The sequence below is a fragment of the Ensifer sp. EB106-03-01-XG145 genome (assembly GCF_058792075.1).
In genome coordinates, this window is the sequence record NZ_JBYTEC010000007.1 from 262309 (window position 1) to 288334 (window position 26026).

A 26026-nucleotide genomic window follows, 5' to 3' on the forward strand; every position below is an offset into this window, starting at 1 on the left:
GGCTTGGAACCGGTGCTATCAGTCCGGCCGCTACTTGCCGTCGCCATCGCCGGGCTGGCGGCACTGGCAGTTCTCCTTCTGAACAAGCACGAGAAAGTCCGGGATGCCGTCTCGCCTCTGGCTGCAGTCGCCATGTTCGCGATCGTAATCTCGATGGCGCCCATCGTGCTGGCGGGCGGCACAGTCGAACTGCGCCTGTTCGAGATCCTGCCGGGGATCGACTTCGCTTTCCGGGTCGACGCGCTCGGCATGGTGTTTGCCACCGTCTCCTCGCTTCTGTGGATCGTCGCGGCGGTCTATTCCATCGGCTACATGCGACACCTGAACGAGCACGCGCAGACCCGCTTCTTCGCCTGCTTTGCCACCAGTCTCGCAGCCGCCGTCGGTGGTGCTTTTGCTGCCAATCTGTTCACGCTGGTGATCTTCTACGAGGTGCTGAGCCTCGTGACCTATCCGCTCGTCTACCACCATGAGGACGAAGAGGCCTGGGCGGGCAGCCGCAAGTACCTCGTCTACCTGATGGGCGCATCGAAAAGCGTGCTTCTCGCCGCGCTGGCGCTGACCTATCAAATTGCCGGGTCACTCGACTTTGTGCCCGGAGGGTTGCTGGCGAGGGTCGATGCCTCGGCGCCGCTGCTGACGGCTGTCTATTTCTGCTACCTCTTCGGGTTCGCCAAGGCCGCGGTGATGCCGATGCATGCCTGGCTGCCCGCCGCGATGGTTGCACCGACGCCGGTCAGCGCGCTCCTACATGCCGTGGCGGTGGTCAAGATGGGCGTGTTCTGCGTGTTGCGGGTGGTGTTCCATGTCTTCGGCGTGGATCTGGTGGGCAGGCTGGGTCTTGGCATTGCGACGGCCTACCTCGTCTCCTTCACCATCCTGATGGCGTCGATCTATGCCCTGACCCGGGACGACCTGAAGGCGCGGCTCGCCTATTCGACGGTCAGCCAGCTCTCCTACGTGGTGCTGGGCGCGGTGCTTTTGTCACCCGTCGCGATGGTCGGCGGTATCCTTCATATCGCCGTGCACGCGTTCTCCAAGATCACGCTGTTCTTCTGCGCCGGATCGATCTACTGCGCCTCGGGAAAGCGAAACATCAGCGACATGGCCGGCATCGGCCGCCGGCTGCCCTGGACGATGGGGGCATTCTTCGTCGCGTCGCTCAGCATGATCGGCGTGCCGCCAACTGCCGGCTTCGTCAGCAAGTGGTATCTGACGCTCGGCTCGGTCGAAGCAGGCGAGATGGCGTTCCTGGCCGTCCTCTTGGCGAGCTCGGTCCTCAACGCCGCCTACTTCCTGCCCGTCAGCTATATCGCCTTCTTCAAAGCGGAGGCGCCGGGAGCGGCGGAACCTGTCCGTGAAATTCCGCTGGTGACGATCCCGCTGGTCGCCACCGCTGCCTTGTCGGTGTTGATGGGTGTCTTCCCCGGTTATTTCCTAGCCTTGGCGGAAGGAGTGGTCAGATGATCAAGCGTGTCGTCGATTTCTTTGGTGACGAGGGCTATGCGCGGTCGCGCCGCCGGTTGTTCTATATCGTGCTCGTTCTCATCGTCGTCGCCGATTTCCCGGTTCCGCGCGAACACGCCGAATACCTCTGGGACCGCTTGCCTGGCTGGTCTGCCGTCTATGGCTTCGGCTCCTGCCTGCTGCTTATCTTCGTTTCCAAATTCCTCGGCCATCAGGGTGGGCTCATGCGGCGCGAGGACTACTATGATTGAGTTCGTCCATCCCGCTCTGCTGTTCATGCTCGGTGCCTTGCCGATCCCGTTCCTGAAGGGATCGATCCGCAAGACCTACCTGGTGCTGATCCCGGTTTTGGCGATCGTCGTGGTTCTCACGATGGAGCCGGGTAGTTATGGCGCGGCGCACTTCATCGGGCAGGAGATCCTGTTTGCAAAGGTTGACAAGCTCAGCATCGTCTTCGCCACCGTTTTCACCATCATGGCGCTGATCGGCATGGTCTACGCGCTGCATCTGTCGCAAGCCGGCCAGCACGTGGCGGCCTTCGTCTATGTCGGCAGCGCGCTCGGCGTGGTCTTCGCCGGCGACTACCTCACCCTTTACCTCTTCTGGGAGGGCATGGCGTTTGCGTCGGCCTATCTGGTCTTCGCGCAAGGAGGCGAACGGGCAATCCGTGCCGCGTTCCGCTATCTGATGGTGCATCTCACCGGTGGCGTCGCTCTGCTCGGCGGTATCGTGCTCCACGGGCTCGCGGCTGGCTCGCTGCTCTTCGGTCCGATCGCGGGCGGCGCTCTCGCGGGAACAATGGACGTCGGCGGCTATCTGATCCTGGCAGGGTTCCTGCTCAATGCCGCCGTGCCGCCGCTCAACGCCTGGCTGACCGACGCCTATCCCGAGGCGACCGTCACGGGGGCGGTGTTCATGAGCGCCTTCACCACCAAGACGGCCGTCTACGTGCTGGCGCGCGCATTTCCTGGAACCGAGCTTCTCGTGTGGCTCGGCGCTGTGATGGCGCTCTACGGCGTCATCTACGCGGTGCTTGAGAACGACTGTCGGCGGCTGCTCGCCTATCACATCGTCAGCCAGGTGGGTTACATGGTGGCGGGTATCGGCATCGGCACCGAGATGGCCGTGAACGGAGCAACCAGCCACGCCTTCGCCCATATTCTCTACAAGGCGCTTCTCTTCATGGGCGCGGGGGCGGTGATTGAGGTCACCGGGCGGCGTAAGCTCACCGAGTTGGGCGGCCTCTATAAAACCATGCCGCTGACGGTTGCCCTCTACATGGTCGGCGCTTTCGCGATCTCCGCCTTTCCGTTCTTCTCGGGCTTCGTCACCAAGTCGATGGTGATAGCCGCCGCCGGGCAGGACCACCGGGCGCTCGTGGTTCTGGCGCTCACGATGGCATCGTCAGGGACGTTCCTGCACACCGGACTCAAGCTGCCCTACTACATGTTTTTCGGCACGGACCGAAAGCTGGAGGCGCGGGAGCCGCCCCGCAACATGCTGGTTGCCATGGGGATAGCGGCGGTGTTTTGCATCGTGATCGGCGTGTTCCCGGAACCGCTTTACGCGCTGCTTCCCTATCCGGTCGCCTTTGAGCCCTATACGGGCGTCCATGTCACCGAGAGCCTGGGCTTGCTGATGTTTACCGCGCTAGGCTTCGTCCTGTTCCTGAAAGCGCTCGATCCGGAAAACACAATCAGCATCGACACGGACTGGTTCTACCGCAAGGGTGCGCGTGCCTTCCTGTGGCTCGCAGAGAAGCCGCTGGCGCGCTATGAAAAGGCGGTGAGCAACGTGTCCGACACCTTAGCGCTGCCGCTTCTGCACGGGACGGCGCGCGCCGGGCTGCGGGTCGATCTCAACGGCGTCGATGCCGCCGTGAATGGCTTCGCGCGTGCGATCCTTGTTGGCGGCGGTGCGCTGCGGCGTCTGCAGACCGGCGTCGTCACTCACTACGCGCTGGCGATGATCGCCGGTGTGATCGCGGCGATCGCCGTTTTTGCCGTCGTGTGGCAGTAGGTGGTGTGATGGCGTTCCCGCTGCTCAGCCTCATCGTCTTCGTACCTGCCGCCGGGGCAGCGGTCGTGATGTTCCTGCGCAGCGACGATCTCGTGCGGTGGGCGGCGCTCGGCTTCACCGTGCTCGACTTGGCACTCGCCATCGCGATGCTCGCCGGTTTTGACACCGGGACCTCCGAGATGCAGTTCGTCGAGAAGCGCCCGTGGGTGCCGGCGCTCGGCATTACCTTTGCGCTCGGTGTCGACGGAATCAGCGCGCTTTTCGTGTTCCTCACCGCGCTGTTGGGCTGGATCTCGGTGCTCGCCTCATGGATCGCCATCGACCGCAAGGTGAAGCAGTTCATGATCAGCCTGCTCACCATGCAGGCCCTGATGTTGGGTGTGTTCTCGGCCCTCGACCTGTTTCTGTTCTACGTCTGCTGGGAGGCGATGCTGATCCCGATGTATCTGATCATCGGTATCTGGGGTGGCGACGGCCGGGTCTATGCGGCGTTCAAGTTCTTCCTTTACACCCTGGCGGGCAGCCTCCTGTTCCTGATCGGCATCATCGTGCTGTATTTCGAGGGCGGCAGAACCTTCGACATCCTTGCTTTGATGGAACTCGACCTGCCGTTCGAGGTTCAGTCCTGGCTGTTCTTTGCCTTCCTTGTCGCATTCGCGGTCAAGGTGCCGATGGTCCCGCTCCATACCTGGCTGCCGGACGCCCATGTGCAGGCTCCAACGGCAGGCAGCATCATCCTTGCCGGCGTGCTCCTGAAGATGGGCGCCTATGGGTTCCTGAGGTTCTCGCTGCCGATGCTGCCGGAGGCCTCGGTCCATTATTCGACCCTGATGTTGGCGCTTTCGGCGCTCGCGATCGTCTATGGCGGCCTGCTGGCGCTGGCGCAAGACGACCTGAAGAAGCTGGTGGCCTATTCCAGCATCAGCCATATGGGTTTCGTGACGCTTGGGATATTTGCCCTCAACCCGCTTGGCCTTCAAGGCAGCATCCTGCAGATGTTCAATCATGGCGTGACGACCGGCGCCCTGTTTCTGTTCGTCGGCCTGATCTACGAGCGGACCCACACCCGCAGCATCGCCGACTATGGCGGCTTGATGAAGGTCGCGCCTGTCTACACCGGGTTTCTGGCGCTGTTCGTGCTGTCCTCGATGGCGCTGCCGGGAACGAACGCGTTCGTGGGTGAGTTGCTGGTGCTGTCGGGCGGGTTTGCGGCCAACCTTGCCCTCGGCGCGGTCTCAGTTTTGGGCGCATTGCTGGGCGCAGCCTATCTGCTCGGCATGTACCGGAAGGTCGCGCTTGGTCCGGCGAGTGTCGGTACGCGCTTCAAGGTCCGCGATGTCAACGGCCGCGAGATGGCGGCGATCCTGCCGCTCGCCGTTTTCGTGTTTTGGGTCGGGCTCTACCCAAAGCCCTTTCTCGCCATCATCGATAGCTCGGTCACGCATCTCTTGCAGCAGGTGCACGACAAGGGGAACGGCCCATGACCGCGGTAGCGCTCCTTCCGTCGATCCTCGCGAGCCTGCCCGAAATCATCGTGGTTACGGGGGCCTGCATCCTGCTGATCGCCGGACAGTTCGTGCCGAAGGGACGGGACGCTGTCCTTGTCTGGGCCTCGGTCGCAGTCGTGCTGCTTGCCGCCCTGGGGACATTCACACTGTCGGGTGGAGCGCAGCCGGCCTATGCAGGCATGTTCGTCGCCGACCCGTTCTCTGTCTTCTTCAAGTCCCTGTTTTACCTGGCGATCGTCCTGACGTTCCTGCTCTCGCGCAACTATGCCGATATCGAAGGGATCGGCGGCAGCGAATACTACGTCCTGCTGCTCCTTGCGCTTTCCGGCATGATGATCATGGCCTCGGCAACCGACCTTCTCTCGATCTATGTCGGTCTCGAACTGATGGTGCTCTGCACCTACGTGCTGACCGGCTTCCTGCGGCGTGAGCAACGGTCAAACGAGGCGGCACTGAAATATGTGATCCTCGGCGCGGTTTCGACCGGGATTTTCCTTTACGGCGTCTCGCTGGTCTACGGCCTCACCGGCACGACGCAACTGGACCGCATGGCGGCGGCAGTCACCGGTGGTCCGCTCGATCCGGGCTTGCTTTTGGCGGTGGTCTTCATTGTCGCCGGACTGGTCTTCAAGATTGGCGCGGTGCCGTTCCACATGTGGGTGCCGGATGTCTACGAGGGTGCACCGACAACGATAACCGCCTTCATGTCTGTCGGGCCGAAGGCGGCGGGCTTCGCGGTGATCCTCAGGGTGTTCCTCAACCCGTTGGTCGCAGGCTCCAACGTCTGGATCATATTAGCCGTAATCGCGGTGGTGACGATGGCGCTCGGCAGTTTCGTGGCGCTGGTGCAGGATAATTTCAAGCGTCTGCTCGCCTATTCCAGCATCGCCCATGCCGGCTTTGCCATTTTCGGCATCGTGGCCGGCGGTGCCGACGGGGTCGCCAGTGTGATGCTCTACCTCTTGATCTACACCTTCATGAATCTAGGCATCTTCGGCGCCGTCATCATGATGCGAAATGGCAATTTCTCGGGCGAGGTCATCGAGGATTATGCGGGTTTCGCCAAGCTGCATCCGGGGCTGGCTCTACTGATGTTGCTCTATCTGTTTTCGTTAGCGGGCATTCCGCCAACGGCCGGTTTTTTTGCCAAGTTCTACGTGCTGGTCGCGCTCGTCGAGCGTGGTTTTGTCCTGCTGGCCGTGATCGCAGTGCTCTTGAGCGCTGTTGCCGCCTATTTCTACATCCGCATCGTCATGGTGATGTTCATGCGCGAGCCGGAACGGGTGTTCGAGCCGGCGCTGACGCCTCTGGTCGGCGCCGCACTTGCCGTCACCGCCGCCGGCACGGTCGGCATCGGACTGTTTCCTGCGTGGTTTCTGAAGCTCGCTCAGCAGTCGGCCTTTGGCGGCTGAGCGATCGGATTTGCATTGGCCTATGCGACGGAATAAACTAGCGGTTTAGGAAAGGAATGCCCTTAGTCGCTTCCCGGGGCGACCGCGTTACCGGCCCGAAGGAGCCGATCGCGGCTTGAGCAACGTCCCCGATGGGTGACCGGGCTGCGCAATATGTCTGCAGCGGAATTCCTCCCGGTTCTTTTCATGATCGCCGGAATTGTTCTGGTGGTGGGGGCGACGCTTTTTGTTTCCTCGCTCTTGCGGCCGTCCAATCCTTATCCCGAAAAGAACATGCCCTATGAATGCGGCATGGACCCAGCAGGCGAAGCCGCTGGGGGGCGCTTCAGGGTGCAGTTCTTCATCCTCGCGATCCTCCTGGTCGTCTTCGATGTCGAGGCGATGTTTCTCTTTCCCTGGGCGGTCGTCCTCAAAGAGATCGGTATCGTCGGCTATCTTGAGATGTTCGTCTTCATCGTCCTGCTTCTCGTGGGCTTCGCCTACGCCTGGCTGAAGGGAGCGCTGGAATGGGAGGAGTAGGAAACACGATCCAGGACAGCGTGCTGTTCACCACGGCCGAGAGCGTCATCAATTGGAGCCGAAGGTCGGCCTTGTGGCCCGAGACCTTCGGTATCGCCTGCTGTGCCATCGAAATGATCTCGGCCGGTTGCGCGCGCTACGACCTCGACCGGTTCGGCGTGGTGTTCCGCCCTTCGCCGCGGCAGTCCGATGTAATGATCATCGCCGGCACCGTGACCCGGAAGTTCGCGCCCGTCGTGCGCCGGCTCTACGACCAGATGCCGGAGCCGCGCTGGGTGATCGCCATGGGTACCTGCGCCATATCGGGCGGCGTCTACAACACCTATGCCGTGGTGCAAGGGTCTGAAACCTTCGTTCCGGTTGACGTGCACGTCCCCGGTTGCCCACCGCGCCCCGAGGCGCTGATGCACGGCTTCCTGCTGCTGCAAGAAAAGATCAAGAGGTCCCGCGCACTGGCCGGAACGCCTCTCGATCGGGCTGCTGTATCATGAGCGTCGAGCCGTCTCTCAATCGCGCTCCGATCCTGGAGCGCTTCGGGGAAACGATCGAGGATCTCGGCACTGCACATGGCATCGATGTCTTTGTGGTTCCGCCCGAAAAGATCGTCGAGTTCTGCCGGTTCCTGAAAAACGATCCGGAGCTCAGGTTCAATTTCCTTTCCGACATCTGCGGCGTCGACCACTATCCCGAAACGCCGCGCTTCGAGGCGGTGTACCATCTCTATTCGCTGCCCAACCGCTGGCGGGTCCGCATCAAGTGTCGGCTTGGCGACCCGCCCGAGGTCCCCTCGGTCACCTCGGTTTGGCGCACCGCCAACTGGCATGAGCGCGAAGCCTGGGACATGTATGGCATCCGGTTCCAGGGGCATTCCGATTTGCGCCGGATCTACATGTGGGAGGGCTTCGAGGGCTTTCCTCAGCGAAAGGATTTCCCGCTCAGGGGTTATAAGGACAAGCTGAACCCGTTTGGTGCCGAAGGTCCACCGCCGACACAGCCAGACCTCGCCACACGGGAGATTCCATAGGGAGGGAAAAGGACTGGTGCGGGCGGTTTTCCGCTGGGACCGATCCGAAATCATTATGAACTACGGAGACCTATCGACGCCGGAGAGTTGAGATGACCGAAGTCACCGAGCTCACGCGGCCAGAAGGCGAAGCGCTCAACAGCAAGGAAGTGCTTCTCAACCTCGGGCCCCAGCACCCCAGCACCCATGGGGTCCTTCGGCTCGTCCTCGAACTGGACGGCGAATATGTCAAGCGGGTGGACCCACATATCGGCTACCTGCATCGCGGCACCGAAAAACTGGCGGAAAGTTTCACCTATACGCAGATCTTCCCGCTGACCGACCGGCTCGACTATCTCTGCCCACCTTCGAACAACCTGGCCTTCGCGCTCGCGGTGGAGAAGCTCCTTGGCATCGAGGCACCAATCCGGGCGCAATATATCCGCGTGATGATGGCGGAACTCGCGCGCATCTCCGGTCATCTGCTGATCACCGGCGCGCTGCCGATGGATCTTGGCGCCATGACCGCGCTGCTTTACGTCATGCGCGAGCGTGAAATGATCATGGATCTCATGGAAATGATCACCGGTGCGCGCATGCACACTTCCTTCTGCCGGGTTGGTGGCGTGCGCGAGGACCTTCCTGATGGATTTTTCCCGAAGATCCGGGAGTTCTGCGACATCTTCCCGAACCGGATCCGCGACTATGAGCGGTTGCTCGAAGACAACCGGGTGTTCCTGAAACGCACCCAGGGCATCGGCGTCATCTCTGCCGAGGACGCCATTGATCTGGGCCTCAGCGGTCCGAACCTGCGGGCTTCCGGCGTCGATTGGGACATCCGCCGTGACGAGCCTTACGAGATCTACGACCGGCTCGATTTCAATGTCATCACCCGCACCGAGGGCGATTGTTATGCGCGTTGGCGGTGCCGGGTCGACGAGATGCGCGAAAGCATGCGGATCATCGAACAATGCATCGACCAGATGCCCGAGGGGCCGTTCCAGGTCGACATGCCGACGATCGCCTTCCCCGTCGACAAGGAGCGCGTGCATTGTTCGATGGAGGCGTTGATCCAGCATTTCGACCTGTCGGCCTATGGCTTCAACGTGCCGAAGGGGGAGGTCTATTCGGCAATCGAGGCACCCAAGGGTGAGCTGGGCTTCTACATCATCAGCGACGGGTCGCCGAAACCGTTTCGCATGAAGGTCAGGGCACCCTCGTTCGTCAACCTCCAGGCGGTCTTCGGAGTGACGAACGCTCGCTATCTGGCGGACATGATCGCCGTGCTCGGCAGCCTCGATCCTGTGATGGCAGAGGTGGACAAGTAGCAGGGATTTGGACGTGATGACGATGCGCGAAAAGATCGAACAGGCGGCGGCGCGGTACCCCGACCAGCGCTCGGCGATCATGCCCGCGCTTCTGATCGCGCAAAGGGAACATGGCCATCTGCCCGGGCCGGTGCTGGAAGAGGTCGCCGAAATCCTTGGTGTCGAGCGGATCTGGGTCTACGAGCTGGCGACCTTCTATACGCTTTTCCATACCGAGCCGGTGGGGACGTTCCATCTACAGCTCTGCGACAACGTATCGTGCATGCTGCGGCGATCCGAGGAGCTGCTGACGCATCTGGAGAAGGTCCTTAGGATCAAGAAGGGCGGCACGACCCCCGATGGGCTGTTCACGTTGTCGACCGTCGAATGCCTCGGCGCCTGCGAGATGGCCCCGGTGCTGCAGGTCGGCGACGACTATCACGGCAATCTCGACATCGAGCGGATCGATGCGCTCCTCGCCCGGCTGCGCGCGACGGTGCCCGAGACGACCGGCGCCGATCTCGCTGCCGCCGAACCACCGGGGGAATAGCGCCATGTACGAACCGGTTCTTCTGAAGAACGTGCACGTGCCGGATGGACATCTCCTCTCCACCTATGAGGCCTGCGGCGGTTATCGCGCACTTGCCAAAGCTCTCAAGGAATACACGCCCGACGAGATCATCGATCTCGTCAAGAGATCGAACCTGCGCGGCCGTGGCGGAGCCGGGTTCCCGACCGGCATGAAGTGGAGTTTCGTGCCGAAGCGGCCCGACAAGCCGAAATATCTCTGCTGCAACGCCGACGAAGGGGAGCCCGGCACCTTCAAGGACCGTATCGTCATGGAGCGCGACCCGCACCAGCTGATCGAGGGCATGGCGATCAGTGCCTACGCGATCGGGGCTGAGGTCGCCTATGTCTATATTCGCGGAGAGTATGTGCTGGCGATCCGAAGGCTGGAACAGGCGATCGCGGAGGCCAAGGCCAAAGGGTATCTCGGAACCCGGATACTGGGCTCGGATTTCAATTTCGTCGTGCACGTCCATTGCGGCGCGGGTGCCTATATCTGTGGCGAGGAGACCGCGATGCTCGACTCGCTGGAGGGCAAGAGGGCGCAGCCGCGCCTGAAGCCGCCTTTCCCGGCGGTTGCCGGGCTCTATGCCAGCCCGACTGTCATCAACAATGTCGAGACGCTGGTCTGCGTGCCGCATATCATGGCTCGGGGCGCCGATTGGTTCCGCAGCATCGGACCGGAGAAGAGCCCCGGACCGAAGCTCTATTGCGTCAGCGGGCAGGTGCGCAAACCCGGGCTTTACGAACTGCCGATGGGAATTCCGCTTCGCGAACTCATCGAGGACCATGCCGGCGGGCCGCCGGCCGGTCGCAAGATCAAGGCGGTGATCCCAGGTGGTGTTTCCGCGCCGGTGATCCCTGAGCCTGGCCTGGACGTCGGGATGGACTTTGACTCGCTTGCTGCCGCCGGCACGATGCTGGGCTCGGCCGGGGTGATCGTCGTCGACGACACGACCTGCATGGTCAAGGTCGCCACCCGCATCATCGAGTTCTTTCACCACGAGTCCTGTGGCAAGTGCACACCCTGCCGCGAGGGGCTGAACTGGGTGGTGAAAGTGCTGCGCCGGATCGAAGCGGGCGAGGGCGCCCCCGGCGACATGGAGCAACTGGATATGCTCTGCAAGGGCATTTTCGGCAATACGTTTTGTGCTTTGGGTGACGGCGCGGCGATGGGATTGCGGGCCTCGCTGGCGCATTTCCGCGAGGAGTTCGTCGCCCATATCGAGGAGCGGAAGTGTCCGTTCCACTGAGGAGCGCTCTAGCGCGGGCGAGTAGGCCATGGTTAGCGTTACGATCAATGGGCAAACACTGGAAGTCGAGGCCGGCTCGACTGTGTTGCAGGCCGCCCAGCGATTGGGCATCGAAATTCCGACCTTCTGCTACCTGAAGCGCCTGCCGCCGCTTGCCTCCTGCCGCATGTGTCTCATCGAGATTGAGGGGTTGCGTCGGCTACAGCCGTCCTGCGCCACAGCTGTCACTGAAGGCATGGTCGTGCGAACAGACACGCCGCTGATTGATGAAACGCGTTCTTCCATGCTGGACATGCTGCTCGCCAACCACCCGCTCGACTGTCCGATCTGCGACAAGGGTGGCGAATGCGAGCTTCAGGACATGGTGATGGCCTATGGTCCGGGGAGAAGCCGCTTTCACGATCCCAAGCGCGTCTTCCATTCTCGCGATATTCGCCTCAGTCCCGTCGTCATCATGAACGTCAACCGCTGTATCCAGTGCCAGCGCTGCGTGCGGATGTGTGAGGAGGTCGTCGGCGCGGTCGCCCTCGGCACCGTCGAGAAGGGCATGGATACGGCCGTCACCGGCTTCGAGGGCAGTCTCGCCAGTTGCGACCAATGCGGCAACTGCATCGAAGTCTGCCCGGTCGGCGCGCTGATGAGTTTTCCCTATCGCTACAAGGCGCGGCCCTGGGATCTCGCCGAGGTCGACACGATTTGCCCGCATTGCGGCACCGGATGTCAGCTGACGGTCGGCGCGCGCAAGGGCGAGTTCATGCGGGTTCGCTCCAAGGAGGAGCACGGCGTCAACCGCGAAACGCTATGCGCACGCGGCCGGTTCGGCCTTGACTTCATCGAAGGCCACGACCGGATCAAACGACCAATGATCCGCCGCGATGGCGCGCTGGTTCCGGTTTCCTGGGACGAAGCAGGAGACTATCTGCGCCGGCGGCTGGCGGCGGTCGAAAGCAAGGCTTCTGGCGGAGTTGTCTCGCCGCGCCTGCCCAATGAGGTGCTCTATCAGTTCCAGAAGCTCATGCGTACGGTCTTCCGGACCAGCAACATCGACTGCTCGTCGCGCTGGTCTACGCCCTTCGATGCACTCGCCCCTCTGATGGCGAGCTACACGCGTGCGCCGCTGCAGGAGGTGATCGGTGTCGACCGCGTGCTTGTCATCGGTGGCAACGTGACCGAGGAGAACCCGATTACGGAATATCTGCTGCGGGATGCCGCCCGGCGGCGCGGCACCCGACTGCTCATGCTCACAACGCGGCCGTCCCGTCTCGACGCCGATGCGGAGGCTGTGGTTCGCATACCGCCCGGTGGCGAGGCAACGAGCCTTGCGTCCGTCGTCGCTGCACTTGCGGTGGCAGCCGGCGAGAAACTGTCGGGTGACGTTCTTGCAGAGATCGGGGCAACGATCGGCGGCCCGGCAGCTCGCATTGGCAGCGACGGATCGGATCGCCTGGCCGCCGCGCTCAACGAAGGCGACACCGTCACCGTGCTCGTCGGTGTCGACCTCCTGAGATCGTCCGAAGCGCGGGTGGTGTTGCACCAGCTCAACAACCTCTTGCAACTGCTCCGCCTCCTCGGCAAGACCCCAGCATTGCAGATCCTTTTCGACCGCGCCAACCAGATGGGCGCGTGGGATATGGGGGCTTTGGCGGGCGCCTTCCCGGGCCTGCAGGCAGTCGCCAACGATACGGTGCGCAGCGCTCTTGCCCGGAACTGGGGCACCGAAATCCCTCACGAGCCTGGTTCTGATCTCGACGCGATGCTGGATCTGTGCGTCGCTGGGCAGATGGGCGCCCTCTATCTTGTCGGAACCGACCCCCTGATCGCCTATCCGGACAGGGAGTTCGTGGCGCGGGCCCTTGGCGCCGCTGATCTGCTGATCGTGCAGGACAGTTTCCTTACGGAGACGGCCGCACTGGCCGAGGTCGTTTTGCCAGCGGCGGGCTACGGTGAAGAGCACGGCAGCTTTACCAACAACGAAGGTCGCATCCAGCAGGTCCGCAAGTTCCGGGAACCGGTCTTCGAGGCGCGGGGCAATCTCGCTATCTTCGATTTTGTCGCAGCACTGCGCGGCCAAGCATTGCAGCATTTGACGCACGTCGAGATTTTCGATGAGATCGCCCGGCTGCTTCCGGCCTATCAGGCGTTGACTTGGGCCGGGCTTGGCGCCGACGGTGCCTTCACCAAGGCGAGCCCGACGCCACCCTCGGGCGCCTTCTATGCACCGCCGGCTGTTTCGCGGGCGAGCGACGGGCTCATGCTCGTCACTGGCAACTGTTTGTTCCACAATGGCTATCTTTCGGAGCGCTCGGAGATTCTGAATACGGTCGCCAACGACCCCTATGTCGCGACGAGCGCTGAGGATGCTGCGCAGCTTGGCCTTGCGGATGGTGATCAGGTTATCGTTCGTTCAACCCGTGGCGAACTAACGGCGCAACTCAAGGTCGAGAAACCGTTTCCCAAGGGCCTCGTCTTCATTCCAGAAAACTATCGGTCTCTGCGCCTCAACAGCCTGCTGCAGCGGGGTGAATACCCGTGTCCGGTCCAGGTTCAAAAGGCGCAAGCCGCCCACGAAATCAAGGGTACGAATCGGATCTGGCGTGGAGCGTGAGGTTGGGCGCGAGGCACTGTTCCCTCCATTCTCGCCATTCGGCCGGCGCGAAACCTCATCAGTGGTAACCGGCCCCGGCAATGTATTCGTGCAGGTGCCGCTCCGTGCGCTGCGCTTCGTCCAGCCGATGCTTGACCACATCGCCGATGCTGACGACGCCCACAATGGCCTCCTCCTCGATGACCAGCACGTGACGTGTCCGTCTCTGGGTCATGATCGACATCACCAGGGGTAGCCCGTCGACAGCCGAGCAAATCGCCACGTTGCGGTTCATAATATCGGCGACCGGCATCAGCGCCGCCTCGGGCCCGTATTCCGCAAGTGCGTTGCAGCAGTCCCGTTCCGACAGCGTGCCCAGATACCTTCCGGGCGCGTGGCTGACGACCACGAAGCCGATATTGTTGTCACGAAAGAGCCGCAGGATCTCCACCATCGTCTGGTCGGGAGCGACCGCGATCACTCCAGCGCCCTTCTCTTTCACGATTTCACCGACAAGCATCTAAGCCTCCTATCTGCGCGCGCCGGTTTGATCGTTGCTCCTCACGTTCGCCGGATGTTGCGCCACCAGTTATAGCCATGCGGCTCGCTCGTCTCGACCAGCACGTCCTGTTCCGTGTTCAGGCGTGCGGTGACGACGCCACCGCCGGTCATTGCCTTTCCAGGTTTGCCAAGCAGATCGTCACGTCCGATCACCAGGTCACGTGACGAGAAACTCGAGAACTCATACTGCTGGCCAAGTGCGATGGCGTCCGCAGGGCAGGCGTCCTCGCACAGGCCGCAGAACAGGCACCGGGCCGTGTCGATCTCGAATTTTGCTGGGTGGCGGTTGCCCTTCTCGTCCTCATAAGGAACGACTTCGATGCAATCGCAGGGGCAGATGCGAGCGCAAAGTTCGCACGCGACGCATTTGATTTCGCCCTCTTCGTCCCGTTTCAGGAAGTGATGCCCGCGATAGCGCGAGTAGGGGAGCCATTTCTCCTTGTCCGGATACTGCATGGTCACCGGCTTGGAGAACATATAGCCAAAGGTCAGCGTAAAGGCGCTTAGCAGATCGGCAAAAAGCGCCCAGCCGATCCATGTTCCAGCTCTGTCGACTACGCGTGACATCATCGCGCCGTTCTACAGCGGCGTGCGTCTATTGCGACGCAGGAGGGTCGCTGTAGTCCCTTCGATCGCTGCACGTACCTTCCTCGGATCGACACCGATCCAGGAACGCACGCGGAGGAGCCGCCATGGCCCCTAAGTGAAAGCAATACCGGTGATAATTATGTTCGCCATCGACAAAGGAAGCAAGACCTTCCATCCGATCGCCATCAGTTGGTCATAGCGGTAGCGGGGTAGGGTGAAGCGGAACCACATAAAAACATAAATGAAGAATGCCACCTTGAGCGCAAACCAGAGAAGCGGTGGCAGCGGAAGTAGGATACCGTTCCAGCCGCCGAAAAACAGGATGACGGAGAGGACCGATACCAAGAGCACGATGACGTATTCGCTGACCATGAATAACGCGAAGCGGATACCGCTGTACTCGGTGTGGAACCCGGCGCCGAGATCCCCTTCCGCCTCGGCCAGGTCGAAGGGAATGCGCTGCGCTTCGGCCAAGCCCGCGACGAAGAACACGAAGAACCCGATCGGCTGATAGACAATGTTCCAGAGATCGCTCTGGGCGCGCACGATGTCCACGAGGCTCATCGACTGTGCCAGCATGACGACGCCGATGACCGCGAAACCCATGGGGATTTCGTAGCTGATCATCTGCGCGCAGGTCCTGAGACTGCCTAGAACCGCGTATTTGCTGTTGGCGGCCCAGCCGCCGAAGATGACGCCATAGACCTCCAACCCGATCACCGCGAAGACGAAAAGCAGTGCCACGTTCAGGTTCGAAACGTAGAGCGTGATCTCGGCATTGAGCACTGAAACTGTCTCCCCGAAGGGGATCGCGACGAATACGACAAAGGGCGGAGCGAGCGCCAGGATCGGCGCCAGCTTAAACAGGAAGCGGTCAGCCTCTGCAGGGATGTGGTCTTCTTTCGTCAGAAGCTTGATACCGTCCGCCACGGGCTGCAACAACCCGTGCCACCCCACGCGCATGGGACCCATCCGCTGCTGCATATGGCCGGCAATTTTGCGTTCCAGCCAGGTCAGCGGCAAGGGTAGCAGAAGCAGCATTGCGATCAGCAACGCGATCTTGATGGCGATCAGGCCAAGAGCGAAGAGAAGGTCCATGTTCCGCGGCCAACTTGTCAACAGGCTGAAACACGACTGGACTTGGCCGAGCTTACCCGTCGAGCGCTTCGGTACTTCCGATTTCTCGATTCTCTCACGAAACGGCTGCTGTGGACAAGCTGCTCCTTCCAGCTCTGTGCTTGACGGCGAATGCAGAGATCATCGCGGGATCCTTTGCGGGTGAACAACACCCAGACGAAGCCGGAACCCGACTGTTAAGGGTGAATGGCCTTATTGGCAGCATCGCGGAATGAAACGAGTCTCTGGCGTCCGTCATCCCACAGGACGAGCCTGACGCAGCGCAAGCTTTCCCAAAGAGTGATACGGCCGATATCCGCGAGTTGGGGGTGGTCGCGCAGAACTTCCGGCAATCTGTAGTAAGGGATCCTGCTCGACAGGTGATGCACGTGATGAATGCCGATATTGCCGGTCAGCCATCTCAGCACCAGCGGCAGGTCATAGTGGGATGCGCCGTGGAGGGCTGCCTGGGGAAACTGCCAATCCTCGCCGGCCGACCAGTGCGTCTCCTCAAACTGGTGCTGCACGTAGAAGAGCCAGATGCCGGCGGCGCCCGCCAAGAGCACGATCGGCAGGTGGATCAAGAGGAAAGGCAGGAGCCCAACCATCCAAGCCACCAAGGCGGCGCACACCAGAATCGCAGCGTTCGTCGCCATGGTGGAGACCCAGGGCAGGGCACCTCCCTTCATCATCCCGAAAGGCACACGCTGCTTAAGGAGAAAGAGCCAGGCAGGGCCGATGCCGAACATCACAAGCGGGTGCCGGTACAAGCGATAGCCCAGGCGTTTCACGGGTGAAAGTGCACGGTATTCCGAGACCGTGAGCGTGGTGATGTCGCCGGTACCCCGCTCGTCCAGATTGCCGGCCGAGGCGTGATGAGCAGCGTGCGCCCGGCGCCAGTAGTCGTATGGCGTCAACGTAAGCACACCGATGACACGACCCGTCCAATCGTCGGGGCCGCGACGGGCGAAGAACGAACCGTGGCCGCAATCGTGCTGGATCATGAAAAGGCGTAGGAGGAAGGCTGCGGCGGGAATGATTGCGATCAGCCCGTACCAGAACCCATACGCGAGGGCAAAATAGGCGATGGCCCAGAAGCCGGCGAACGGCACGACTGTGACAAGAAGCTCCAAGGCGCTGCGCCCAATGCGGGGCTGACGGTATTTCGCGAGGATCTTCAACCACGCTCGGGCATCATTTTCTACAAGTGATGCCGGTGAGTAGACATGTGTGTTCATCAAAACTGGTCCGTATTTCCTCGCCTCGCAAATAACCTGCCAGGCCTATGGCTTGCGCCGGAGTTTCAAGCGCAATGGTGGAGAGTGTCGGGCCCGACGAGCCATGCGCGCCGTATAACGGCGATCGCGCTCGGCCTCGTCGGTCAAAATATCGTCATGGGTGCGCTTCTGGTGGCAAGGTGAATGTCGCGGGAGGGTGCCATAACTTGGCAGCATTGAACCTTCGGGCGCTGCGTGCCGGAACGTATCCTACGAAGTGGATGCGCAATGCAATAGCGTTGAGCGCAATTATCTCCTGCAGGGCGGCGTTCGAAAAGCTTGCAAATCCGGGATCGCCACGGCGCGTGCCGGCCGGATCAGGTAGCCGAACGGATGAAAACGGAAGCTCCATAGATGAGCCACCGCCCTATTCAAAGCTGCCCACCGCTCGCCGTCGATAAGCTGATAACCCTTGGCGTCATCAGCCGTGGCAGAGGCGGCATGCAAGTCGCCTCTGCTCCACTAGCGCTATTTCTGCTTCTTGCCTACGCTGGGCGCGCTCGTGGCGAACTTGACCTGATTGCCCTGCGCGGCGGCGGCGGCCGGTGCCACGGACTTGTCCTTTTTCGGCTTTCGAACTTCGCGATTGCTTCTTACTTGGCCTTTGGCCATCTGATCCTCCTGGATTTTCGGTTGATTATGGGTTGCAGAATTTCAATGCTGCGACATGACCGTGCCTTTGTGTCCACTCAGCAAGGACGGAACGTTCCGCCACGGAGGCAGGAAAGCCTGGGGCCTCGTGCTGCCGAACTGAACCGCTTGATACGGAGTGCGGCCGTAGTTTCACCTTTACAAATTTGCTGAAGCCGACCGCGTTCGCGGTATCCAAACCCGCTAACGTTGACGAGATTACGCGCGGTACTGTGAAGGTGAAGCTCGGAAGACACGCGGTCCTCCTTTCGTTGGGGCCAGGACACTAACGCCCCGAAGCAGCAGCGCCCTGAAAATGGCTACTGAAGATGAGAGCATGTGCTATTTGAAGGTCGTACGCAATGGCCCTTGTTCTCTCTTTGAACAGGCGGGTCGGCCCAAGACGCGCCCGCTGACATTGGCCACACTTTACCACTTGTCTTCGTATTGCACTCAGCTGAGTTCTTGGGCTAGTCCGATGAGAAGCCCTTCAGGTCCACGGATGTAGCAGAGCCGATACGCGTCCTTATACTGGACTACTTCGCCTACGAGCTGCGCGCCGCGCTTGAATAGCCTTTTAAGCATCTCGTCGATGTCGTCCACGGCGAACATGACGCGGAGGTAGCCCAGGGCGTTGACCGGGGCGTTCCGGTGATCTGCGACCACAGGTGGCGTGAGGAAGCGGGAGAGCTCGAGCCGGCTGTGGCCGTCCGGTGTGCGCATCATGGCAATCTCGACACGCTGATCACCCAGTCCGGTGACACGTCCGGCCCATTCTCCTTCGATCGTTGCCTGGCCTTCGAGCTCGAGGCCGAGTTCGCGAAAGAAATCAATCGCCGCTGCCAGGTCTTCGACGACGATTCCTACGTTGTCCATCCGCTTGAGCGCCATGTTTCCAATCTCCAGGGTGGCGTTCCAATCTATAAGGTGTCGCCTCGTCGAACAACGGACGCTTGAGACGCCCCGAACATCGGCAGGCATCCGGGTCCGATCCACGATTGGAGAAAGGCGCCTCTCGGGACGTCAACGAATGCGGCAACTTTTCTTGTTTTGGGCAGCGAAAGAGAACGTCATTCCTATAATCTATAAAAATTATGTATTTAATGACGTTATGATGTCAACTATGCCGGAACTCAGAACCCATGTCCTATCTGCTCAGCCTTCTCGACAAGAGTCCCGTCGATCCCGGAGGCACACCGACACACGCCCTGCATGCGACGGCCAACCTTGCCGTGAAGGCGGAGGAGTGGGGCTACCATCGCTTCTGGGTCGCGGAGCACCATAACATAGCCGGCCTCGCGAGCTCCGCGCCGGAAACCTTGATCGCGTACCTCCTGGCGAAGACGTCGAAGATCCGCATCGGTTCCGGTGGCGTCATGTTGCAGCACTATAGTGCCTATAAGGTCGCCGAGACCTTCAATCTTCTCGCCAGTCTCGCCCCATCCCGGGTCGATCTCGGCGTCGGCAAGGCACCTGGTGGTTTTCCGTTCTCCACCAAAGCGTTGCAGGTCGGAGTTGACCCGGCATTGCGACCGAGCTTCCCCGAGCAACTAACCGATCTCAACCATTATTTCCTGGCGGAGGGCCACGCGGCTTCGGAGCTGTTGGCGACGCCACTGCCGCCTGCTGCGCCGGAACGTTTCCTCCTGGGAGCGAGCGTCGACAGCGCGCTGCTGGCTGCCGAAAAGGGCTGGAAGCTTGTCTTTGCCGGCCATCTCAACGGCGATCCGGACAATCTGCAAAGAACCTTCGACGCCTATGATCGCGCAACGAAGGGCGAGCGGCCGCTCCTCGCTCTCGCAGCTTTCGCGGCCGAAAGCGAGCAGCGGGCGCGCGAACGCGTTGCCGATCTGAAGATCTTCAAGGTGCTGGTTGCAAACGGCCAGAGCGTAAATGTCGGCAGCGAGGAGCAGGCAGCCGAATACGCCCGCCAGGCCGGCATCACCGATTACCGCGTCGAGATAAAGACGCCGAGCGTGCTCACCGGCACGCCGCGGCAGGTGCGCCGGGAGCTCGACGACTTGCATCGTCGCTACGGCGTCCAGGAATTCATCATCGACACGCCCTCGGTTGCTGCTGCCGAACGCTTCGCCTCGATCGAACTCATTGCACGAGAACGACTGTCTCTCGCCGCCTGATCATTCCGGGAAGGAACTGTCATGACCAAGAAGAATGTGACTTTCGGTATCATGCTGCAGGGGCCGGGCGGGCACATGAATGCCTGGAAACACCCGAGCGGGCCGGCCGATGCCAGCGTCAATTTCGGCTTTTTCGTCGAAACGGCGCGCAAGGCCGAAGCCGCCGGCATCGCCTTCGCCTTCGTCGCCGACGGCCTCTACATCAACGAGCAGTCGATCCCGCATTTTCTCAATCGCTTTGAACCGCTGACGATCCTGTCTGCCCTTGCAGCTTCGACGTCGAAGATCGGTCTCGTTGGCACGGTTTCGACCTCCTACAGCGACCCGTTCACGGTGGCTCGCCAGTTCGCATCCCTCGATCTTTTAAGCGGTGGCCGGGCCGGCTGGAATGCGGTGACCTCACCGCTTGAAGGTTCGGGCCGCAACTACGGGCGCGAGCATCCAGAGCACGAGCTGCGCTACGAAATCGCCGACGAATATCTCGACGCCATAAAGGGGCTCTGGGACAGTTGGGACGACGATGCCTTCGTGCGCGATCGGGCAGCCGGCGTCTATGTGGACAAGACGAAGCTGCGCCGGCTCAACCACAAGGGGCGGTTCTTCCGGATCGAGGGGCCGCTCAATATCGAACGCTCCAGACAGGGACAGCCGGTCGTGTTCCAGGCGGGAGCCTCGGATTCCGGTATCCGCCTTGCCGGCAAACATGCCGACGCGGTGTTCACCAATGGCGGCCCGATCGAGGATGCGAAAGCGTTCTACAAGCAGGTCAAGCAAAGTGCGGTGGCTCAAGGGCGCCGCGCCGCGGAGATCGGCATCTTCCCGGGTATCGGCCCAATCGTGGGGGCGACTGCCGAGGAAGCCGAGGCGAAGTACCGTGCCATTCGCGATCTGGTGACGATCGAGGAGGCGCTTCTCTATCTCGGCCGCTTCTTCGACCACCACGACTTCAGCGCCTATCCCCTGGACGCGCCGTTCCCCGACATCGGCGACATCGGCAAGAACAGTTTCCGGGCAACGACCGACCGCATCAAGAAGACGGCGCGGGAGACCGGGGCGACCCTGCGCGAGATCGCGCTTGATGTCGCAACGCCAAGGACCGCCTTCATCGGCACGGCCGAGCATATCGCCGACGAGATCATCCGCTGGATCGGAGAGGATGCCGCCGACGGCTTCATTCTCGGTTTCCCGGTGATCGCCGAAGGGCTCGCCGATTTCGCCGAACATGTGCTGCCGCTGCTTGAGCGCCGCGGCTACTTCAAGCGCGAGCTCGAAGGCGAAACGCTGCGCGACCACCTCGGGCTCTCCTACCGCGAGAGCCGCTACGCCGCGCCGGCCCCGGATATCGAACGGGGAAGGGCAGTCGGAGCCTGATGTTATCGCTGGAGGCGCGCACATGAACCTCATTCTCACCGACACCCAGAGGTCCGCCGCGGTCGAGCGAGGCCTTGCCGCCTTTCTCGATGAGATCGTCGCCATTCGCCATGACCTGCACCAGCATCCGGAGCTTGCCTTTCAGGAGAAGCGCACCAGCGGCCTCGTCGCCGATCTGCTTACCTCCTGGGGTTATGAGGTCCGCCGCGGCATCGCCGGCACGGGCATCGTCGCAACAGTTCGGCGCGGAAGCCGCGAGAAGGTGATCGGTCTTCGCGCCGACATGGATGCGCTGCCGATCGAGGAGGCGACCGGGCTTGCCTATGCCAGCCGCCACACGGGCGTCATGCACGCCTGCGGTCATGACGGGCACACGGCGATCCTGCTCGCCGCCGCGCGCTTTCTGGCGGCCGAGGGCCGTTTCGATGGCACGCTGCGGCTGATCTTCCAGCCGGCTGAGGAAATCGGCGCCGGCGCCCGCAAGATGCTGTCGGAAGGGCTGTTCGAGCGGTTCCCGGTCGATGCGGTCTTCGGCCTGCACAATTGGCCGGGCGTGCCCGCCGGACGCTTCGGCTTCGTCGCCGGCGCTGCCATGGCCTCCGTCGATCAGGCAAATATCACGGTCGTCGGCAAGGGCGGTCATGGGGCCGAGCCGCATCTGACGATTGATCCGGTACTGGCGACGGCATCGCTGATCACGGCCCTACAGAGCCTCGTTTCGCGCAATGTCGACCCGCAGGACATGGCTGTCGTCACAGTCGGCTCCATTCATGGCGGCCAGGCATCAAACGTCATTCCCGAGAACGTCTCGCTGAGGCTGACCTTGCGTGCCTTCAATGGCGAGGTTCGCCGTCTGCTCGGCGAACGTGTCCAGGCGTTGGCACGGGCGCAGGCCGAAAGCTTTGGCGCCACCGCAAATGTCGACTACAGGCTGGGCTTCCCGGCGCTCGTCAACCACCGGCGCGAAACGGATTTCGCCCACAACGTCGCGCTGCAGGCCCTTGGCCCCGAAGCGGTCATTGCCGACTTCAAGCCGCGCACCGCCAGCGAGGACTTCGCGTTCTTCCTGGAAGAGAAGGCGGGCAACTACGCCTTCGTCGGTAACGGCGACAGCGCCTCCCTTCACAGCGCTCAATACGATTTCAACGACGCGATCATCGCACCCGCCGCCCGCTACTGGGTCCGGCTGGTGGAAACCTTTCTCGCATGACGACCATGGGATGGCGAAAGACATGAGCGACACGTTTCTCTACACCACGCCCCTCGACCCGCGCGCCAAGCCGCTGATCGACGAACTGATCGTGGAATATGACAGCCGCTACGGCAACGACTTCAGCGAAGAAGGGGCGGCGGCGGAAATGAACCGCTATCCGCCGGAGGCCTTCGCCCCGCCGCACGGCAATTTCGTGCTCCTGATCCGCAATGGCGAAACCATCGGCGGCGGCGCCTTCAAGTACTATGACGACCACACCGCCGAGTTCAAGCGCATCTGGACCCGCTCCGATCTGCGGCGCCAAGGCCTGGCGCGCAAGGTGCTCTATGAGCTCGAGGCACAGGCGGCGCGGCAAGGCTATTCGCGCATCTATCTGACGACCGGATTTCGCCAACCCGAAGCGGTCGGCCTCTATCTCGCCAACGGCTATACCGCGCTCTTCGACGTCGATGCCGATCTGGAGGTCTACAAGACTCTGCCCTTCGAGAAGGACATCACCCACCTCGTCACGACGCTTGCGTTTCTCGGCGAAGTGCCGCCCTCCCATCCCCAGGCCGCAAGCCACGCCTGACCCCGAGCGATCGCGCCGGTCGCAAGCCCGGCCGCCAACCGACTTTCAAGAGAGGATCCAACATGGCCGTTCTGAGCGATCGCGCCGGCGCGCCCGGTGTCAGCCGGACCAGCGAGCCCAATCCGGGCTATGCGCACTTCCGCATCGTACCGGCTCGCCATCCGGGCCGCGCGCTCGGCACGCTGTTTGCGGCGCTCGTGATATCAGGCGTGCTCTATTCGGTGCTGACCAACCCGCGTTGGGGCTGGCCGGTTTTTGCCGAATGGTTCTTTGCCGCGCCGGTGCTCGCGGGTCTCGGCCGGACCCTGCTGTTGACGGCGCTCGCCACCGTCTCGGGCTCGTTGCTCGGAACAGCGTTGGCGCTCGCCCGCGTGTCGAAATCGCCGCTGCTTGCCAGCCTCTCCTTCGGCTATATCTGGCTGCTGCGTTCCATCCCGCTGATCGTTCTGCTGCTGGTGCTCAACAATCTCGGCTACCTCTACGAGACGATCGCGATCGGCGTGCCGTTCACCGATACCGTCTGGCTGAACTATCCGACGACCCAGCTGCTGACGCCATTTGCCGCCGCTTTCCTCGGCCTCACTCTCAATCAGTCCGCCTTCTTCGCCGAGATCGTGCGCGGCGGCATCCTCGCCGTCGATCAGGGACAGCACGAAGCGGCCGCGGCGCTGGGCCTGCCGCGCAGGCGTCAGGCGTTCCGCATCGTGCTGCCACAGGCCATGCGCTCGATCCTGCCCACCGGCTTCAATGAGATTATCGGTCTCGCCAAGGGCACCTCGATGGTCTACGTGCTGGCGCTACCGGAGCTTTTTTATACGGTGCAGGTCATCTATCGTCGCAACCTTGAGGTCATTCCGCTGCTGATGGTCGCGACCGTTTGGTACCTGGTGATCATGACCGGCCTTTCGATCGCCCAGCACTACATCGAGCGCTATTATTCGAGAGGTGCGGTGCGCAATCCTGTGCCTCTGCCTTTCCAGGTACTCATCTCGCGCTTTCGCCAGCCGCTGCCGGAGGTCGCGCGCCCGGCTGCCGCAATCGCAAAGGTGGGCTTTCGCGATGCGCAGGTTGTCCGCTCCGGCGGCACCGTGCACGTGCACGACATATCGAAGAGCTTCGGGCCGCTGAAGGTGCTCGACCGGGTCGAGCTGAACCTGCCGGCGGGCAGCGTCACGGCGATCCTCGGGCCGTCCGGTTCGGGCAAGTCCACGCTCCTGCGCGCCATCAATCATCTCGAGCGCGTCGACGATGGTTTCATCGCGATCGATGACGAGCTTGTCGGCTACAGCCAGAAGGGCGACACGCTCTACGAATTAAAGGAAAAGGACATCCTGAAACGGCGTGCCGATATCGGCATGGTGTTCCAGAACTTCAATCTCTTTCCGCATCTGACCGTGCTTGAAAATCTGATTGAGGCGCCCGTTCATGTGCGCGGTCTCAGCCGGGATGACGCGGTGCGCCTCGCTCGGGATCTGCTCGACCGCGTCGGATTGAGCGACAAGATCAACGCCTATCCGCGTCAGCTCTCCGGCGGACAGCAGCAGCGCGTCGCGATTGCCCGTGCGCTGGCGCTACGCCCGAAGGTGCTGCTCTTCGATGAGCCGACGTCGGCTCTCGATCCGGAGCTCGTCGGCGAAGTGCTCGACGTCATCAAGGAATTGGCCCGCACCGGCACGACGCTTGTCATCGTCACCCATGAAACCGGCTTTGCCCGTGAGGTCGCCGACACCGTGATATTCATGGAGGCGGGGCGCGTGCTTGAGGCCGGACCGCCGGCGCAGATCTTCGCCGCAGCAAGCCATCCGCGCACCCGCGAATTCCTCGCGCGCGTTCTCTGAAAAAGCTGTCCGCTATTTCCCGATGGGAAGCTTTGCCATCACCAACAACCAATGATTGAAACGGAGAGGACTATGACAATGTTCGACACTGCAAAGTTGCTTCTGGCCGGTGCCGTCACAGCCGTGACCCTCGGCTTGGGTCCCGTCCAGGCCGAGGAGAAATTCGATCTCAGCCCCGACACCTCCAATCGCATCCGGGCGGAGAAGAACGAAGCCGCGGTCAAGGCAATCGCTGCTGACTTCAAGTTCGTCAATCCGGGCAAGTTTACCGTTGCCGTCAACCCGTGGGACCCGCCGATTGCCACTTACGCATCGGACTCCAAGACCGTTGTCGGCGCCGACCCGGATATCGCTTCGCTGCTTGCCGACAGCTTCGGCCTTGAGCTTGAACTCGTGCCCGTCGCTTGGGCCGATTGGCCGCTCGGCGTCAGCTCCGGCAAGTACGACGCCGTCATCAGCAACGTCACGGTGACCGAGGAGCGCAAGGAGAAGTTCGATTTCTCCACCTATCGCAAGGACGTGCTCGGCTTCTTCGTCAAGTCCGACAGCAAGATCAATGAGATCAAGGAACCGAAGGACGTCGCCGGGCTGAAAGTGATCACCGGTGCCGGCACCAACCAGGAGAAGATCATTCTGGAATGGGACCGGCAGAACGTCGCGGCCGGGCTGAAGCCGATCGAGGTGCAATACTACGACGATCGCGCCGCCAGCGATCTCGCCTTGCAGTCGGGCCGCGCCGATGTCGAGTTCAACCCGAATGCCACCAGAGCCTATGCCGCGTCGATCAAGAACAACACCAAGGTCGTTGGCATCGCCAGCGGCGGCTGGCCGCTGACGGCCGAGATCGCCGTCACCACGCGCAAGGGCGGCGGCCTGACCGACGCGATCACTGTCGCGCTCAACGATCTGATCAAGAGCGGCAAATATGGAGAGGTACTGAAGCGCTGGAGCCTGGGTGCCGAGGCGGTTGACAAGGCTCAGACCAACCCGCCCGGCCTGCCGAAGAGCGGTTCCTGATCTGGCCTCGCTGGATCGACGGCGCCGCCGCCGGTTCAGCTTCTGCATTTCACCCGGAGACTAGCAG

Annotated in this window: 24 protein-coding genes; 18 read left to right on the forward strand and 6 right to left on the reverse strand. The window is 61.9% G+C overall.

Translation table 11 applies throughout. The features are described from left to right. The first annotated feature begins 3 nt into the window (after positions 1-3). From AC3WWH_RS19000 to nuoG, 12 genes are all read left to right on the forward strand, one after another. Positions 4-1467, forward strand: coding sequence for a monovalent cation/H+ antiporter subunit D family protein (locus AC3WWH_RS19000; protein ID WP_058322001.1), 1464 nt, complete (start codon positions 4-6; stop codon positions 1465-1467). Further along, complete coding sequence (locus AC3WWH_RS19005; protein ID WP_058322002.1) at positions 1464-1718, forward strand: hypothetical protein; 255 nt, start codon at positions 1464-1466, stop codon at positions 1716-1718. The genes AC3WWH_RS19000 and AC3WWH_RS19005 overlap by 4 nt, the downstream gene beginning before the upstream one ends. Beyond that, positions 1711-3486, forward strand: a complete 1776-nt coding sequence (locus AC3WWH_RS19010; RefSeq protein ID WP_058322003.1) for a Na(+)/H(+) antiporter subunit D — start codon at positions 1711-1713, stop codon at positions 3484-3486. Before AC3WWH_RS19005 ends, AC3WWH_RS19010 begins: the two co-directional genes overlap by 8 nt. Positions 3487-3494: 8 nt before the next feature. Beyond that, complete coding sequence (locus AC3WWH_RS19015) at positions 3495-4970, forward strand: complex I subunit 4 family protein (RefSeq protein ID WP_058322004.1); 1476 nt, start codon at positions 3495-3497, stop codon at positions 4968-4970. Next, complete coding sequence (locus AC3WWH_RS19020; RefSeq protein WP_058322005.1) at positions 4967-6406, forward strand: NADH-quinone oxidoreductase subunit N; 1440 nt, start codon at positions 4967-4969, stop codon at positions 6404-6406. The genes AC3WWH_RS19015 and AC3WWH_RS19020 overlap by 4 nt, the downstream gene beginning before the upstream one ends. 153 nt (positions 6407-6559) lie before the next feature. Further along, positions 6560-6925, forward strand: a complete 366-nt coding sequence (locus tag AC3WWH_RS19025) for an NADH-quinone oxidoreductase subunit A (protein ID WP_058322069.1) — start codon at positions 6560-6562, stop codon at positions 6923-6925. Beyond that, positions 6913-7416 carry a NuoB/complex I 20 kDa subunit family protein gene (locus tag AC3WWH_RS19030; RefSeq protein WP_058322006.1) on the forward strand — a complete coding sequence of 168 codons (504 nt, stop codon included), beginning with the start codon at positions 6913-6915 and terminating at the stop codon, positions 7414-7416. The genes AC3WWH_RS19025 and AC3WWH_RS19030 overlap by 13 nt, the downstream gene beginning before the upstream one ends. Continuing rightward, the gene (locus AC3WWH_RS19035; RefSeq protein ID WP_058322007.1) at positions 7413-7949 is read left to right on the forward strand and encodes an NADH-quinone oxidoreductase subunit C; all 537 of its coding nucleotides are present in this window, start codon (positions 7413-7415) and stop codon (positions 7947-7949) included. Before AC3WWH_RS19030 ends, AC3WWH_RS19035 begins: the two co-directional genes overlap by 4 nt. A gap of 92 nt (positions 7950-8041) precedes the next feature. Further along, the gene (gene nuoD / locus AC3WWH_RS19040; protein ID WP_058322008.1) at positions 8042-9256 is read left to right on the forward strand and encodes an NADH dehydrogenase (quinone) subunit D; all 1215 of its coding nucleotides are present in this window, start codon (positions 8042-8044) and stop codon (positions 9254-9256) included. A 16-nt stretch (positions 9257-9272) separates the two neighbouring features. Continuing rightward, positions 9273-9785, forward strand: a complete 513-nt coding sequence (gene nuoE, locus AC3WWH_RS19045) for an NADH-quinone oxidoreductase subunit NuoE (protein ID WP_058322009.1) — start codon at positions 9273-9275, stop codon at positions 9783-9785. 4 nt (positions 9786-9789) lie between these two features. Continuing rightward, positions 9790-11055 carry an NADH-quinone oxidoreductase subunit NuoF gene (gene nuoF / locus AC3WWH_RS19050; RefSeq protein ID WP_058322010.1) on the forward strand — a complete coding sequence of 422 codons (1266 nt, stop codon included), beginning with the start codon at positions 9790-9792 and terminating at the stop codon, positions 11053-11055. A 28-nt stretch (positions 11056-11083) separates the two neighbouring features. Then, the gene (gene nuoG, locus AC3WWH_RS19055) at positions 11084-13660 is read left to right on the forward strand and encodes an NADH-quinone oxidoreductase subunit NuoG (protein WP_058322011.1); all 2577 of its coding nucleotides are present in this window, start codon (positions 11084-11086) and stop codon (positions 13658-13660) included. A 58-nt stretch (positions 13661-13718) separates the two neighbouring features. Here the strand turns inward: nuoG and AC3WWH_RS19060 are convergent, their stop codons facing one another. The 6 genes from AC3WWH_RS19060 to AC3WWH_RS19085 all read right to left on the reverse strand — a co-directional run bounded on the left by AC3WWH_RS19060 (position 13719) and on the right by AC3WWH_RS19085 (position 18702). Beyond that, positions 13719-14159 (reverse strand): CBS domain-containing protein, encoded by a 441-nt coding sequence (locus tag AC3WWH_RS19060; protein WP_058322012.1) that lies wholly within the window; start codon positions 14157-14159, stop codon positions 13719-13721. Between the two features lie 41 nt (positions 14160-14200). Next, entirely contained in the window at positions 14201-14767 is a 567-nt protein-coding gene (locus AC3WWH_RS19065; RefSeq protein ID WP_058322070.1) for an NADH-quinone oxidoreductase subunit I, read from the reverse strand. A 132-nt stretch (positions 14768-14899) separates the two neighbouring features. Next, positions 14900-15886, reverse strand: coding sequence for an NADH-quinone oxidoreductase subunit NuoH (nuoH, locus tag AC3WWH_RS19070; protein ID WP_058322013.1), 987 nt, complete (start codon positions 15884-15886; stop codon positions 14900-14902). Positions 15887-16101: 215 nt separating this feature from the next. Continuing rightward, entirely contained in the window at positions 16102-17142 is a 1041-nt protein-coding gene (locus tag AC3WWH_RS19075) for a fatty acid desaturase (protein WP_058322014.1), read from the reverse strand. 507 nt (positions 17143-17649) lie between these two features. Then, positions 17650-17793, reverse strand: a complete 144-nt coding sequence (locus AC3WWH_RS19080; protein ID WP_197417305.1) for a hypothetical protein — start codon at positions 17791-17793, stop codon at positions 17650-17652. A gap of 471 nt (positions 17794-18264) precedes the next feature. After that, positions 18265-18702, reverse strand: coding sequence for a VOC family protein (locus AC3WWH_RS19085; protein WP_492377159.1), 438 nt, complete (start codon positions 18700-18702; stop codon positions 18265-18267). 251 nt (positions 18703-18953) lie between these two features. Here AC3WWH_RS19085 and AC3WWH_RS19090 point away from each other — a divergent pair, with 251 nt between their 5' ends. The 6 genes from AC3WWH_RS19090 (at position 18954) to AC3WWH_RS19115 (ending at position 25959) form a co-directional block, all read left to right on the forward strand. After that, positions 18954-19949: an MsnO8 family LLM class oxidoreductase gene (locus AC3WWH_RS19090; RefSeq protein ID WP_058322016.1), complete on the forward strand. Its 996-nt coding sequence runs from the start codon at positions 18954-18956 to the stop codon at positions 19947-19949. A gap of 21 nt (positions 19950-19970) precedes the next feature. Next, entirely contained in the window at positions 19971-21320 is a 1350-nt protein-coding gene (locus tag AC3WWH_RS19095; RefSeq protein ID WP_113398458.1) for an LLM class flavin-dependent oxidoreductase, read from the forward strand. A 22-nt stretch (positions 21321-21342) separates the two neighbouring features. Beyond that, the gene (locus AC3WWH_RS19100) at positions 21343-22530 is read left to right on the forward strand and encodes a M20 aminoacylase family protein (protein ID WP_058322018.1); all 1188 of its coding nucleotides are present in this window, start codon (positions 21343-21345) and stop codon (positions 22528-22530) included. A gap of 10 nt (positions 22531-22540) precedes the next feature. Further along, complete coding sequence (locus tag AC3WWH_RS19105; RefSeq protein ID WP_058322019.1) at positions 22541-23104, forward strand: GNAT family N-acetyltransferase; 564 nt, start codon at positions 22541-22543, stop codon at positions 23102-23104. A gap of 62 nt (positions 23105-23166) precedes the next feature. After that, positions 23167-24942: an amino acid ABC transporter permease/ATP-binding protein gene (locus AC3WWH_RS19110; protein WP_113398459.1), complete on the forward strand. Its 1776-nt coding sequence runs from the start codon at positions 23167-23169 to the stop codon at positions 24940-24942. A 72-nt stretch (positions 24943-25014) separates the two neighbouring features. After that, positions 25015-25959: an ABC transporter substrate-binding protein gene (locus tag AC3WWH_RS19115; RefSeq protein ID WP_113398460.1), complete on the forward strand. Its 945-nt coding sequence runs from the start codon at positions 25015-25017 to the stop codon at positions 25957-25959. Positions 25960-26026: the final 67 nt, after the last annotated feature.